This is a genomic window from Mechercharimyces mesophilus (genome assembly GCF_059818345.1).
The window spans coordinates 343,395-356,665 of the sequence record NZ_JCBAPH010000002.1; the positions used below are offsets into that span (position 1 = coordinate 343,395).

The following is a 13,271-nucleotide window of genomic DNA, read 5'->3' on the forward strand; positions in this document are numbered from 1 at the left end:
TCTACCCTTCTACCTTTTTTTACTTGTGATTAGATCCCATTATCCCCATAAATTTATACTCCCCTAAGGACTGCCCTCATAGGATCATAAGTTTTCTTTACGAAGCCTACTCCTTATCTTCAATATAGAAGAACACCTCTTCTATAGGCGATTGAAATACACGAGCAATACGAAAAGCCAGTTCCAGTGAAGGTGAATACTTTTCTTTTTCAATCGCTACAATGGTTTGTCTCGTCACCCCTACCTTTTCAGCCAGTTGCTTTTGTGTCATTTCATCATGATGAAAACGTAGTTTGCGAATATGATTACTGACCTGACTTTTCCTCATTCCTTACATTCCTCTCCGATAAAAGTAGATCTTTGAGATGTCACCTACAATCGCTGCTACTATCCCAGAGACAAGGAGCAGAGGAAACATCACCACCGGCTCCATATCCATAACCAGCACAGCCATAGAAAGGGAAAATCCAACAAGAAACACGTAGTGGGTAATTTTTATTGTTTTGAGCTCAATTAGTTTGTCTCGCTCGTCCGTAAATAGAGATTCTTTTTTCACTGCACCAATCCTATCTAACCCTATGTTCACAACAATATCGGTCACAATTCCGAAAACAATGAGAAAGATGAATATCTCTCCGTAAAAACGAAAAACTGTTGTAGAATTGATGCTTCCAACTTGGTAATTATGAAGCACATAGAAGCAACAGACCACAGAGATAAGCACTGTACGAATCAAAGAAGCGATCACTTTTCTCTCTTGATAAGACATCCTTCTTTTCCTCCTCACTCGTCAAAAAAGTAAAATTAATCATACTTAATGTATCAAATAAGTTACACTGTGTAAACTATTTTTTACACCTATTTCTCTTCGCTTACTATCCGCCACCAAAATATCGGGAAACGCCTATATTGTGTTAGATAACCTAACACAATATAGGCGTTTCGCTTCATTTAGTAAATTCCGTTTCTATATATGCGATATTTATGTTATAATACCTGACATAGGAAAAATGCGCTACTTTCGTTACTCGATTCGGTCTGTTCACATCCAACAAGATGGTTAGGGGAGGAGATAGCCATACATTTTACTCCACGAGAGAAAGAGATGCTCATGGTTACAGTCGCCGCAGATTTAGCACGTAAACGCAGGGACCGCGGTGTGAAACTTAACTACCCAGAAGCCATGGCCTATATTACGGCTGAAATACTGGAAGGAGCACGCGATGGCCTCACTGTAGCCTCCTTGATGCAAAAAGGGGGAACAATCTTACGGCGGGAAGATGTCATGCAAGGAGTCCCTGAAATGTTACAAGAAGTTCAGGTGGAGGCCACTTTTCCTGATGGGACCAAACTGGTTACCGTTCACGAACCCATTCGCTAGCCACACCTTCTAGTCGGCCGATTAGACTTAATTTTCCCAATATAATAAATGAAATAATTTAATCGATGCATGTTGCGAAATGAGGGAGTATATGTGATTCCAGGAGAATACCGCTGTCAAGAAGGCGATATAGAATTAAATGTTGAGCGACAAACCATCCACTTACTTGTCATCAATCGTGGAGATCGCCCTATCCAAGTTGGTTCTCACTTCCATTTTTTCGAGGTAAACAAGGCGCTCGATTTTCACCGCCTCTTAGCGTATGGCATGCGTTTGCAATTGCCAGCAGGTATGGCTATTCGTTTTGAACCCGGGGAAGAAAAAGAAGTTCAATTAGTGGAATTGGGTGGAGAAAGAATGGTGCATGGTCTCAACGGACTCATCAACGGCGCTCTTGATCCCAAGCCCACGGAAGAAACAATCGCTCAGAAACTTGCTGAGTGGAAAGGGGAGCAAAGTGATGGCCAGTCTGAGTCGTGAGAAATACGCTTCCCTTTATGGTCCCACAACCGGCGATGCCGTTCGATTAGCAGACACGGAGCTCTGGGCAATGATTGAGCACGATTACACCGTGTATGGTGATGAGTGCGTGTTTGGTGGAGGGAAAGTTATACGTGATGGAATGGGACAATCATCTACAGTGTCGCGGGCCGACAACGCACTGGATGTGGTTATTACCAATGCCATCATCATCGATTACGGAGGCATTATAAAAGCAGACATCGGAATCCGCGACGGCAAGATCTCCGGTATCGGCAAGGCCGGCAACCCACATACCATGAAGGGTGTACATGCGGATATGATCATCGGCGCCACAACCGAAGTGATTGCAGGAGAAGGAAAAATCGTCACCGCTGGTGGTGTGGATAGCCACATTCACTTCATCTGTCCGCAACAAATCGAAACGGCTCTTGCCTCCGGAATTACCACCATGATCGGAGGTGGCACTGGACCTGCTACAGGTACCAACGCCACCACCTGTACGCCTGGAGCATGGCATATCCAGCGAATGTTAGAAGCAGCGGAAGCTTTTCCGATGAATCTTGGCTTCTTAGGAAAAGGAAACAGTTCCTCACCCGAACCGCTTATCGAACAAGTAGAAGGCGGAGCCATTGGCTTAAAGCTTCATGAGGATTGGGGAACCACTCCCGTTGCCATTGATCAGTGTCTTCGTGTCGCTGATGCCTTTGATATACAGGTGGCGATTCACACCGATACCCTCAACGAAGCGGGATTTGCCGAAGATACCTTGCGTGCCATTGATGGGAGAACCATTCATACCTACCATACCGAAGGAGCAGGTGGCGGACATGCTCCCGATATCATCCGAGCGGCCTCATATGAAAATATCTTGCCTTCATCCACCAACCCGACGCGTCCCTATACCATTAACACCATAGATGAGCACCTGGACATGCTCATGGTTTGCCACCATTTGGACAGCTCCATTCCGGAAGATGTCGCTTTTGCCGATTCGCGCATCCGTCCGGAAACCATCGCCGCCGAGGATATCTTACATGATCGCGGAGTATTTAGTATCATCAGCTCCGACTCCCAAGCCATGGGACGTGTTGGAGAGGTGATTCTGCGAACATGGCAAACGGCGGATAAAATGAAACGCCAACGCGGACCTCTTCATATAGCAAGACACTCTCTCGGAGATAATGATCGCATCAAACGTTACATTGCCAAATACACGATCAATCCTGCGATAACCCATGGCATCTCCCATATCGTTGGTTCGGTTGAAGTAGGCAAGTGGGCCGATCTCGTGCTATGGAAGCCAGCCTTTTACGGTGTCAAACCTGAAATGATCCTCAAAGGAGGGCTTATCGCATACGCACAGATGGGCGATCCCAATGCCTCTATTCCTACCCCTCAGCCTTCCTATGGACGACCGATGTTTGGTTCTTTCGGCAAAGCCTTATTCTCTTCTTCCTTAACCTTCTTATCTAGCGTCGCTTTCACGAAGGGCATCCATGAGTTGCTGGGTTTACAAAAAAAGATCGAAGTCGTAGCAAACTGCCGTAACATTAGCAAAAAAGATATGATCCACAATGATCAAACCCCACACATCGACGTCAATCCAGAAACGTACGAAGTAAGAGTAGATGGTGAGAAGCTCGCATGCGAACCTGCTGAAGTGGTTTCACTGGCCCAGAGATACTTCCTATTTTAGTAAACTGGATATGTAGCCAGATAAGCGAGGGATAACCAATGAAAGAATCTGTTCAACTACTTCATTATGCACAATTGCTTGATTCCGCTCTACCAATCGGCACCTTCTCTCACTCCTTCGGGCTTGAAACATTCGTGCAGGAAGGGAAGATAACAAAGATTGACTGCCTCGAAAGTTATATCGGCACGCAATTACACAGTACACTCCTGCGACTAGACGGTCTAGCGATGAAAGGGATTTTTAACGCCCTCGCTGAACAGGATTGGGAACTTGTCACCTTTTTTAATCGCCTCCTACGAGTGCAACGGGTGGCACGTGAATCGAGAGAGGGGATCGAAAAGATGGGGAAACGATTGCTCCAGCTAGCAAACACTCTTTATCCATCCATCAACTTTTCTCCTTTGCAAGCAACCATCGGCAAAGGGGAGCTGACTCATCCCACCTTGCATGCCTTTCTTTCCTATCATCTAAAAGTAACGCTGGATGTTTGCGTCACAGGGTATGCCTACACGAACGTCATGACCATGGTGAATAGCGCGATTCGCCTCATGTCCATCGGGCAAACCGAAGGACAACGCATCGTATGTAACATGATTCCTGTCATCGAACGGGAATGGGAGCAAGTGAAACACCTACCTCCCTCTGCTCTTCATTCCTTCTCCCTTTCACAGGAAATCCATGCCATGAATCATGAAACACTCTATTCTCGCCTTTTTATGTCTTGATAGCAAATAGACTTGCCTAAAAAATAGATTAGGAGTGATATCGCATGTGTGAAGGAGCTCATCATCATCATCAACAATGGCAACAACCGCAAGGGAAACTTAATCGCCCCATGCGGTTCGGAATCGGTGGCCCTGTCGGTTCAGGAAAGACGGCTCTTGTCGAAAAGATCAGCAAGCAACTACGTGACCACTATAATCTTGCTGTCATTACCAATGACATCTATACCAAAGAGGATGCAGCGATTTTGGTACGTCAATCAGCTCTACCTGAAGAACGAATCATAGGTGTTGAGACGGGTGGATGTCCCCATACTGCTATTCGTGAAGATGCGTCCATGAATTTTGATGCAATTGAGGTTTTACAAGAGAGGTTTACCGACCTCGATATGATCTTGATTGAAAGCGGTGGTGATAACCTAGCCGCTGCCTTTAGTCCAGAGTTAGTCGATCGCTTCATCTACATCATCGATGTCGCTCAAGGAGAAGAAATTCCCCGTAAGGGTGGACCGGGGATCACACGATCTGACCTTCTCATCATCAATAAGATGGACCTTGCTCCCTATGTAGGCGCTAGTCTAGAGGTGATGAAAAATGATACAGAGAAGATGAGACCTGGACTTCCTTACTTCTTCACAAACCTTAAAACAGGAGAGGGGGCAACAGACGTCGTAGCATGGTTGGAAAAGCAGTGGAACGAGTCAATGTGCAACGCATGAGCAACTCCTCCTCCACGCGAACCCTTCCTCCGTATACGAGTGAATTGAAGGGGGAATTTGCTCTCAGAAATGGTGCTACGACCATGGTGGACCGTTATCACTATGGAGCAATCAAGGTATCGAAGACCCATCGTATCCATCGACATAGCCCCCAACTAGCAGTCTGTATGATGGATGCTTCTCCAGGATTACTCGATTCTGATCATTATCACATCCAGATGCACTTAAGAAAGAACACTTCTCTCTATCTAACAAATCAATCATCTACCAAAATTCATCCCAGTAAAGATCGAGGCTCCTTCCTACAACAGTCCTATATATTGGAGTCTGGTAGCTGTCTTGAGTACATTCCTGAACCGATCGTTCCCTATCGAGATAGCCAACTGATACAAACGAGCCTCTTCCAGTTACAAGAAGAGGCCTCACTCTTTCTCGTTGACATCTTAACCCCTGGAAGATTGCATCGCGATGAAGCTTTCACCTATCGCTCCATACAAAATGAACTCTCGGTCTACCTCCTTGAAGAGCAGATCGCTTGGGACTCTTTTTATCTCAATCCATCTATCCACTCTTTTAAAAATATTGGGTCACTCGAACACTACACGCATAGTGGAAGTATATGGATTTTCGGACCAGAAGCAGATACTCCTTTACTGGAGGAGATCAAAGCAATACTTCCACGAGACCACGTGTTACTAGCTGGTGCCAGCTTAACATTTCAGTATGGGATCTGTGTCAGGATGCTAGGATTAAGTGTAAGAGAATTACAAGGCATGGTAGAAACCGTTTGGAGAACGTGGAAAGAACATCGAGGAGAGCCCGCTCCTCTACATTATGTTAATAAGTGAGGAGCGGACTAAAGAGCAAACAGCTTTCCTAGTATTTCTCTATTATATTTTTCCCTCCCACACAAATCTTCTTGAATATAGGGCCATGTCTGTTAATTGACATGGCTTCTACTTATTGTGAGAAATGCTTGTGGTAGAGAGGAGGATTTTAAAGAATTGTAATTAATCGTTAGGGTAGATTATCTCGAAACTGAGTCTTCCAGAAAAGGGAGAGTTTATTGGAGACTCAGTTTCGAGATATTGATCTAATACTTGATGGATTACCTTGTCATAGAGACTTCTTTGTATTGGTGGGATTAAGAAAGGTTACGCATTTTTTTGTTGAAGTTTATGAAGGTTTCTGGAGTAGTAATACGGAAGTTATGTTACACATAGGGCAAGTTTGAGGAGTAACGAGAAAACTAGAATTCAAAATACCATGGAGGTGTAGAATTGAAAGTCAAGCGAATTGTTGCCAATATTGAAACGCAGGACACTTCCAAAGCAAAACACTTTTACGAGAAAATACTAGGACTTGATCAATTAATGGACCATGGATTTATTGCAACATATGGATCTAATGAGAAGATGGCCACTCAAATCAGTTTTTTATCTGAGGGAGGATCTGGCACACCAGTACCTGATTTGTCAATTGAAGTTGATAACCTAGACGAAGTTCTTACTCGTATAAATGAAAATGGAGTTCCAATTGTATATGGACCAACTACAGAACCGTGGGGGGTTCGGCGTTTTTATGTTAGAGATCCTTTTGGGAAACTAGTCAATATTTTAACTCACTTATAAACAAAAATCATTTATATTTAGAAAAGCCACCAGTGGTGGCTTTTTTCATCTCTAGTCAAAAGAGAATGGCTGTCCAGCGGAATCGCTCCGCTCTGCCCGTTCCTTTAACTTCATGGAACGGGCACAATCGGCATAGGCACCTGCTCCCCTTTCTCGCCATCCTCCCTCTCTCCATTATAGTAATAGTAATTCTCTGGTACCTCACCTGCGATCACTCTCTGCCCAATGGGATAGTTATACTCCATACTCAACTTGCTATTCTCATGACTAGGAAACAAAATTTCTAGATCCGTTCGTACCACCACTTCCAGACGAATCGCTACCATATTAATCCCTACAGGCTCATAAAAAGCCTCCATATTGACGTGCGTTGATCCCTTGGGCCAAAACTGAAAAGGAATTTCCGGACCCTTGTCTACGAAGAAGGCACTATCAGTAATGGAACCGATTGGAATGCCCATATCACGCATACTCGCTTTTTCTAATTCTTCTCGCACACCATCAGAAATATTTTCATAAATTAGTGCTTGTATATACTGATCTACCTGCAGGCTACTCACCTTTCCATCTCCATCTGTTTCTATCACCATGGCATCATTAACTTCTTCTCCCAAGTTGGTTCTCATCTTTTTAACCCCATTGCTCATCGCTACTTGTGCGATTGCTTTTACTTCAGAACGTGCCATTTTGACCAAGGTATCTTCTACCTTCTGCTCAAAGAAATAGATGAATGGAAAGGAGAGCAGAAAAAGAAAAAACCCTAAGAAAATCAACAGTTTGAACGGGTGTCGAATGCGAATGGGATGAAGATGAACACGAATAACGGGACGTTGACGGCGAACAGGACGTGGTCGTCTACGAAGCCTCATCGTTCTCCCCCTTGTTGTCCGCTTTGTCCTATTCTATTCAACACAGGTTGTCCGCTTTCATCGAAAGCATTTTCTGTATTACAGCTATATTACATCCGCTTTACGTTTCCATGATTTCACCCATATGAGTGCTCTGACCGATTATAATGGTATTAACAAACATTGAAGGAGATGAGTGATGATGAACCAAGCAATCGGACTTTTCTATGCTTCTGCTTTTAGTCTTCCATTCTGGTTGGTCCTTCTCGTTGCTGTTCGGACACTCATTGCCTAATGAAGCGATTTTTCTTCGCATCATAGGGCTTTTTTCTTTCTTCAAAAAAGGTTCACATGATGACAGAAAAGTAACACATTATCGCCATGAATATGTAAATAATATCCTTACATAACTATATAAAGAAAATAATTTGACTAATCTTAAAACAAATTCTCTCAATTGAGGATTAGGGGTCGACACCATTGAGGGAACATGTTTAAATAATAGTATGATAACCGTGCGGCATGCATAGAAGATGAGAATGCCTCTTTCTCGTCTTCTATCCACTAATGATGCAGAAAAATGGATTGAGCCGCCTAGCAGAGGAGGATTGGATGAAAAAGATAAATTTCATTGCAATCGTTGCTACGGTTTGCTTCTGTGCCTCTTCATTCTCACCTTCCATTGTCGTAGCCAATAGTGACAAAGAGGAAATGAAAAAAGAGCTAGAAGAAATCGAGAAAGACAAAGGGAAAAAAGAGGACGAGATCAAAGATATCGAAGGTAGCTTAGAAAAACAAAAGGAAGATCTCACAAAAATAGAGGAAGATATCTCTAAAAAACAGGAAGAGTTAGCAGAAACTGAGACCGAACTAGAAAAGCAAGAAGAATTAGTCGGTGTATATAAAGAAAAACTAAAGAAGAGAGTCGCAGCTGTCTACACTCAGGGGCAAATGGCCGATTTAGCCGCTCTGTTGCGCGCCGACTCATTTGAAGAGTTTCTTGCTGTCTATGAGTATACTCTCTTAATCATTGGACAAGATCAGAATGTGTTCGATAATTATAGGAAAGCAAAAGATAAGGTTGCTTCTAAAAAGGATCAGCTCAAGGAAAATGTGGACGAGCTTGAGCAAGCCAAAGCAGAGGGAAAAAAGAAGAACGAAAAATTCCAAGAAAATCTAGAGAAAAACAGAACGCAACTAGCGGAGATTAAAGGTAGAGCAGAAATTGTAGAAGAAGATTTGCGTAAACTGCGTATCGATGAAATCAAATCTGGAAATTTTGCCTACCAAGGCCCCATGCGACGGCCGGTTGATTCCTCTGTACCCATCAGTTCAACCTATGGATACCGTAGCAATCCGGATCCAGGGATGCACTATGGCATCGACTATAACGGTGATAGTGGAGATCCTGTCTATGCAGCCACAGAGGGGATTGTCGTCAAGAGCCAACCTGCTGGTGGTTACGGCTATGTGGTCATGATTGACCACGGCGGAGGGATCATGACTCTGTATGGGCACATGTATGCTTGGGATGTCACCGTGAAAAAAGGCGACTATGTAGAAAAGGGAGACCTCATTGGTAAAGTGGGTAACAACGGATATTCTACTGGGTCTCACCTTCATTTTGAAGTGTGGAAAAACAATACACGCACCAATCCAAATCCTTATCTTTCCAATTAAGTCTTTATGTAAAAGGGAGCATTCAGCTCCCTTTTTTTATTCCTTCATTTACTCTTACCATCTTACATCTTCTCAGGTGCTTCCACACCGATCATCGTTAATCCATTGACGAGCACCTGTTGTATCACACGATAGAGACCCAAGCGAGCGAGCGTCTGTGCATCGCTTCCCCCAATCACGCGATGTGCATTGTAATAGCTATGGAAGAGGGAGGCCAACTCATGTAGATAGCGAACCACGCGGTTGGGTGCCATATGCTCGGCAGCCATCGCTATCTCAGTAGGAAACTCGCCTAGCTTCTTCAACAGATCATATTCTTGTTCTTCCTTCAACTCATTCCAGTCCGCATTCTCTATAACTGAAAAGCCCTGTTCGCTTGCCTGTTTAAAGAGGCTACAAATACGTGCATGAGCATACTGTACATAGAAAACAGGGTTATCACTGGACTGAGATACAGCCAAGTCCATATCGAAGTCTAAGTGAGTATCCGGGCTGCGCATCGCAAAGAAATAACGTGCACCATCCACCCCAACATCATCCATCAGTTCTGTCAGAGTGACGGCTTTCCCCGTTCGTTTTGACATCTTCACTAACTCTCCACCCTGGTATAGCTTCACCATTTGGGTAATGACAACATCAAAGCGATCCTCTTGATAACCCAGCGCCATCATTGCAGCACGCATACGGGCAATATAACCATGATGATCGGCTCCCCAGATGTTAATGACTCGATCATACCCACGTTCATATTTATCCCGGTGATAAGCAATGTCAGGGGTGAGATAGGTATAAGAACCATCTTGCTTGATTAGTACCCGATCTTTATCATCGCCAAACATGGTTGAACGAAGCCAAAGTGCACCATCTTGTTCATAGGTATATCCTCCAGCCTCCAACTTCTTCAACACGTCGTCAATCACTCCAGATTGATAGAGTGAGTTTTCACTAAACCAGACATCGAAATGAACGCGATAACGATTCATATCCGCTTTGATTTTATCCAGTAATTGTTTTAATCCCACTTCACGTAGCAGAGAAAGCCGCTCAGTCGATCCCTTCTCTATCAGACGCTCTCCTTGCTCGGCGGCTACTTGTTCGCCCAGCTTGCGAATATCCTCTCCGCGGTAACCATCTTGTGGCAACATACTTTCTTTCCCAAGCGCTTCAAAATAGCGAGCCTCTAATGACCGGGCCATCAGATCCATCTGATTCCCAGCATCGTTAATATAATATTCCCGTGTAACCTTATATCCAGCAGCATCTAGAATGCTACTTAAGGCATCACCGACAGCCGCCCCGCGCGCATGACCAAGGTGTAAGTTTCCTGTAGGGTTGGCACTAACAAACTCCACTAAGACGTTTTTGCCCGCGCCACTGTCCGATTCTCCATACGCCTCTTTCGCTGCCAGAATCTCTGGGACCAAAGAGGTTAAATAGGAGCGATCCATATAAAAGTTAATAAATCCGGGACCTGCGATTTCTACCTTACGAATCGATGCTTTCTGGTGATCGATTTGCTCCACCAGAGCTTGCGCAATCTCACGAGGGTTCTTACGAGCTACTTTCACCAACTGCATCGCTACATTGGTTGATAAATCCCCATGCTGTTTTTCTCGCGGAACTTCCAATACAATCTCCGGTACTTGTTCACTGGGAACTACACCCGACTTTATTACGGCTTCTCGAATCGCACTCTTGAGCTTCTCATGCATCTGTTCTAACACATTCATCGAGATCCGACACCTCCGTCCACTCTATTTCTAATTGATATTTCCCTAATGATTCTTCGCTCATAGCCAACGCAAAAGAAAACTGAACACGCCCTCTTCCCGCCTCTCGTGCACGATCATAGGTATGCGTATGCACGATCATCTCCATCGATCCACTCGGTGCTTGTATCATCGACCGAGTCTCTTGACCCGGTCGATACGTTTGACGATAAGCGAGTGTACCATGACGAACCACCACAACTTCTTGCTCTCCTGATTTCACTGTGGTGCGGGTTTCATCTTCTGTTTCTGGCTGTTCAATATAGCGCAGAAACCAACGATCCCCCTTCTCCTGAAATTGACCGGGAAGTTGCTGTTCAATGATTTCGTGATCCCCTTGCCCTCGATCAATCGTGGAGCGAATGGTCACACATACAGGCTTCATGTTTCCATCTCTCCCCTCTTAACGCCCTTTTAAAAATCCAAGGAGCATTTCTCGGACAACTTTAGCCGCCACAATCGGTGTCTGTTCCGTCGAGTCAAAGTGAGGCGCCACTTCCACCAAATCGGCGCCAACAATCTCCAGGTCCGCTTCTGCTAGCAGCTGAATCGCATTTAGTAATTCTTTTGAGGAGATACCACCTGGTTCTGGTGTTCCTGTACCTGGGGCAAAAGCGGGGTCCAACACATCTATATCAATGGTGACATAGACGGGACGTCCCTTTAGTTGTGGAAGAATTTCCTTTAATGGCTCCAACACCGTAAAGGGATAAAAGTGAATGCCTGCCTCTTTCGCATATTGAAATTCCTCACGTGTTCCCGAACGAATCCCCAATTGATACACATTTTCTGCTCCAATTAACTGAACAATTTTTCGCAGTGGGGTGGCGTGAGAATGAACTTCCCCTTCATAATCCGTGCGCAGATCCGCATGAGCGTCCAATTGCAATACCACCAGATCATCCAAGCGCTTTTCCAGCTGACGAACAATGGGCCACGTGACCAAATGTTCACCGCCCAGGCCAATCGGCATCTTCCCTTTATCCAATACCTGCTTAACAAAGGCCTCAATCTGCTCTTGACTCCGCTCAGGATTGCCAATAGGTAGGGGAATATCTCCGGCATCATAATAAGCAACTTCGGACAACTCGCGGTCCAAAACCGGGCTATACTCTTCTAATACGAGCGATACTTCGCGAATCCTCTTCGGACCTAAGCGGGAACCAGCGCGAAAACTAGCGGTCCAGTCCATCGGCATGCCATAGATGACCGCTTCCGCTTCATCCAACTGATCAGTCGATCCAATAAAAACATTTCCAGAGTAAGCTTCTTCAAAACGCATAACGGTGCTCTCCTCTATTCTGTCAATTCTTTTACAAATTTAGGTACTTGAAAGAGGCTTGAATGTAACTCTCTCGTGTAATACCGCGTATCTAGCTCTTGCTCGCCTGCTTGCAATTGAAGCGGATCGTATTTTTTCGAGCCCATGGTAAAGCTCCATAATCCACTTGGATAAGTAGGGATGCTGGCAGTATACAGGCGCGTAATGGGGAAGAGCGTGGAAATGTCTTGATATACTCGCCGGATCAGGTCCCGATTAAACCACGGGGATTCCGTTTGCGCTACCATCACACCATCGGCTTTCAGGGACTCATAAATCCCTTTATAAAATGGCTTTTGAAATAAACCGACCGCCGGCCCCACGGGTTCCGTCGAATCGACTAATATCACATCAAATTGATTCGGGTGCTCGGCAATAAACTGAATGCCATCCTCCACTTTGACCGTAACACGCTCATCTTTCAAGCCACTCGCAATCTGAGGAAAATAGGTTTTCGCGGCCTCAATGACTTGTCCATCAATCTCCACCAGGGTAGCCGATTCCACATTCTTGTATTTGACCACCTCACGAATCACTCCACCATCTCCTCCTCCGATGACAAGGACATGTTTGGGGTCTGGATGGGTGTTCATAGCCACATGAGTTAGCATCTCATGATAGACAAATTCATCTTGATCGGTGGTCATCACCATGCCATCGAGCACCATCATGTTCCCAAATTGATGCGTCTCGATAATATCCAGTGATTGATAATCGGTCTGCTCATGATGAAGTGTACGAGCGATTTTGCTGGTAATCCCATGATGAGGAGTTTGCTTCTCCGTATACCAAAGCTCCATTTGGTTCGTATTCGATGTAGTCATATCCATTTCTCCTTCTTATACGGCAATATCCATTAGCATACTACTTGCAGATAGGCAGTCTCAAATGTTTTTCGTCCGATCACGAAAAATAATTATTTAGGTATATTCTTCCTTGTTGCAGCTCACAATAAACGAGGACTTTTCTTCTCTATCACCATTATCTCTCCATTAGACGGACAAACCTGAAAAAGGGAGTA

General features: G+C 44.7%; 15 protein-coding genes. 8 read left to right on the forward strand and 7 right to left on the reverse strand.

Annotated features, from left to right (window positions below; translation table 11 throughout):
* Nucleotides 1-106: 106 nt before the first annotated feature.
* Together AC6RGY_RS09310 and AC6RGY_RS09315 are read right to left on the reverse strand one after the other, a co-directional pair.
* Nucleotides 107-328, reverse strand: coding sequence for a helix-turn-helix transcriptional regulator (locus AC6RGY_RS09310; RefSeq protein WP_499862239.1), 222 nt, complete (start codon nucleotides 326-328; stop codon nucleotides 107-109).
* A 3-nt stretch (nucleotides 329-331) separates the two neighbouring features.
* Nucleotides 332-769, reverse strand: a complete 438-nt coding sequence (locus AC6RGY_RS09315) for a hypothetical protein (protein WP_499862241.1) — start codon at nucleotides 767-769, stop codon at nucleotides 332-334.
* A 309-nt stretch (nucleotides 770-1,078) separates the two neighbouring features.
* Between AC6RGY_RS09315 and AC6RGY_RS09320 the strand changes: the two genes are divergently transcribed.
* The 7 genes from AC6RGY_RS09320 (at nucleotide 1,079) to AC6RGY_RS09350 (ending at nucleotide 6,632) form a co-directional block, all read left to right on the forward strand.
* Nucleotides 1,079-1,381: an urease subunit gamma gene (locus tag AC6RGY_RS09320; RefSeq protein ID WP_499862471.1), complete on the forward strand. Its 303-nt coding sequence runs from the start codon at nucleotides 1,079-1,081 to the stop codon at nucleotides 1,379-1,381.
* A 93-nt stretch (nucleotides 1,382-1,474) separates the two neighbouring features.
* On the forward strand, nucleotides 1,475-1,861 hold the full coding sequence (locus AC6RGY_RS09325) for an urease subunit beta (RefSeq protein WP_499862243.1): 387 nt from the start codon (nucleotides 1,475-1,477) through the stop codon (nucleotides 1,859-1,861).
* A complete protein-coding gene (gene ureC, locus AC6RGY_RS09330) occupies nucleotides 1,842-3,560 on the forward strand; it encodes an urease subunit alpha (RefSeq protein WP_499862244.1) in 1,719 nt (572 codons plus the stop codon). Before AC6RGY_RS09325 ends, ureC begins: the two co-directional genes overlap by 20 nt.
* A gap of 38 nt (nucleotides 3,561-3,598) precedes the next feature.
* Complete coding sequence (locus AC6RGY_RS09335) at nucleotides 3,599-4,285, forward strand: urease accessory protein UreF (protein WP_499862246.1); 687 nt, start codon at nucleotides 3,599-3,601, stop codon at nucleotides 4,283-4,285.
* Nucleotides 4,286-4,329: 44 nt separating this feature from the next.
* Nucleotides 4,330-5,001: an urease accessory protein UreG gene (ureG, locus tag AC6RGY_RS09340; RefSeq protein ID WP_499862249.1), complete on the forward strand. Its 672-nt coding sequence runs from the start codon at nucleotides 4,330-4,332 to the stop codon at nucleotides 4,999-5,001.
* Entirely contained in the window at nucleotides 4,974-5,849 is an 876-nt protein-coding gene (locus AC6RGY_RS09345) for an urease accessory protein UreD (RefSeq protein WP_499862251.1), read from the forward strand. Before ureG ends, AC6RGY_RS09345 begins: the two co-directional genes overlap by 28 nt.
* A 432-nt stretch (nucleotides 5,850-6,281) precedes the next feature.
* Nucleotides 6,282-6,632 carry a VOC family protein gene (locus AC6RGY_RS09350; protein ID WP_499862254.1) on the forward strand — a complete coding sequence of 117 codons (351 nt, stop codon included), beginning with the start codon at nucleotides 6,282-6,284 and terminating at the stop codon, nucleotides 6,630-6,632.
* A 110-nt stretch (nucleotides 6,633-6,742) separates the two neighbouring features.
* Here AC6RGY_RS09350 and yunB read toward each other — a convergent pair whose 3' ends face one another.
* Complete coding sequence (gene yunB, locus AC6RGY_RS09355; RefSeq protein WP_499862257.1) at nucleotides 6,743-7,501, reverse strand: sporulation protein YunB; 759 nt, start codon at nucleotides 7,499-7,501, stop codon at nucleotides 6,743-6,745.
* A gap of 591 nt (nucleotides 7,502-8,092) precedes the next feature.
* Here yunB and AC6RGY_RS09360 point away from each other — a divergent pair.
* Nucleotides 8,093-9,160 (forward strand): murein hydrolase activator EnvC family protein, encoded by a 1,068-nt coding sequence (locus AC6RGY_RS09360; protein WP_499862259.1) that lies wholly within the window; start codon nucleotides 8,093-8,095, stop codon nucleotides 9,158-9,160.
* A 62-nt stretch (nucleotides 9,161-9,222) separates the two neighbouring features.
* On the opposite strand, the gene argS is transcribed toward AC6RGY_RS09360, so the two are convergent.
* The 4 genes from argS to speE are packed head-to-tail and all read right to left on the reverse strand — an operon-like array spanning nucleotide 9,223 to nucleotide 13,050.
* The gene (gene argS, locus AC6RGY_RS09365) at nucleotides 9,223-10,890 is read right to left on the reverse strand and encodes an arginine--tRNA ligase (RefSeq protein WP_499862261.1); all 1,668 of its coding nucleotides are present in this window, start codon (nucleotides 10,888-10,890) and stop codon (nucleotides 9,223-9,225) included.
* A complete protein-coding gene (locus tag AC6RGY_RS09370) occupies nucleotides 10,865-11,314 on the reverse strand; it encodes a YwiB family protein (protein WP_499862263.1) in 450 nt (149 codons plus the stop codon). Before AC6RGY_RS09370 ends, argS begins: the two co-directional genes overlap by 26 nt.
* An 18-nt stretch (nucleotides 11,315-11,332) precedes the next feature.
* On the reverse strand, nucleotides 11,333-12,211 hold the full coding sequence (speB, locus tag AC6RGY_RS09375; protein WP_499862265.1) for an agmatinase: 879 nt from the start codon (nucleotides 12,209-12,211) through the stop codon (nucleotides 11,333-11,335).
* 14 nt (nucleotides 12,212-12,225) lie between these two features.
* Complete coding sequence (gene speE / locus AC6RGY_RS09380) at nucleotides 12,226-13,050, reverse strand: polyamine aminopropyltransferase (protein WP_499862473.1); 825 nt, start codon at nucleotides 13,048-13,050, stop codon at nucleotides 12,226-12,228.
* Nucleotides 13,051-13,271: the final 221 nt, after the last annotated feature.

What these genes read in the sequence shown, in the direction of transcription:
- AC6RGY_RS09360 (WP_499862259.1), top strand. Translation starts at nt 8,093, where the DNA reads ATGAAAAAGATAAATTTCATTGCAATCGTTGCTACGGTTTGCTTCTGT.
- yunB (WP_499862257.1), bottom strand. Translation starts at nt 7,501, where the DNA reads ATGAGGCTTCGTAGACGACCACGTCCTGTTCGCCGTCAACGTCCCGTT.
- AC6RGY_RS09315 (WP_499862241.1), bottom strand. Translation starts at nt 769, where the DNA reads ATGTCTTATCAAGAGAGAAAAGTGATCGCTTCTTTGATTCGTACAGTG.
- AC6RGY_RS09335 (WP_499862246.1), top strand. Translation starts at nt 3,599, where the DNA reads ATGAAAGAATCTGTTCAACTACTTCATTATGCACAATTGCTTGATTCC.
- speB (WP_499862265.1), bottom strand. Translation starts at nt 12,211, where the DNA reads ATGCGTTTTGAAGAAGCTTACTCTGGAAATGTTTTTATTGGATCGACT.
- ureC (WP_499862244.1), top strand. Translation starts at nt 1,842, where the DNA reads ATGGCCAGTCTGAGTCGTGAGAAATACGCTTCCCTTTATGGTCCCACA.
- speE (WP_499862473.1), bottom strand. Translation starts at nt 13,050, where the DNA reads ATGGAGCTTTGGTATACGGAGAAGCAAACTCCTCATCATGGGATTACC.
- AC6RGY_RS09310 (WP_499862239.1), bottom strand. Translation starts at nt 328, where the DNA reads ATGAGGAAAAGTCAGGTCAGTAATCATATTCGCAAACTACGTTTTCAT.
- argS (WP_499862261.1), bottom strand. Translation starts at nt 10,890, where the DNA reads ATGAATGTGTTAGAACAGATGCATGAGAAGCTCAAGAGTGCGATTCGA.
- ureG (WP_499862249.1), top strand. Translation starts at nt 4,330, where the DNA reads ATGTGTGAAGGAGCTCATCATCATCATCAACAATGGCAACAACCGCAA.
- AC6RGY_RS09370 (WP_499862263.1), bottom strand. Translation starts at nt 11,314, where the DNA reads ATGAAGCCTGTATGTGTGACCATTCGCTCCACGATTGATCGAGGGCAA.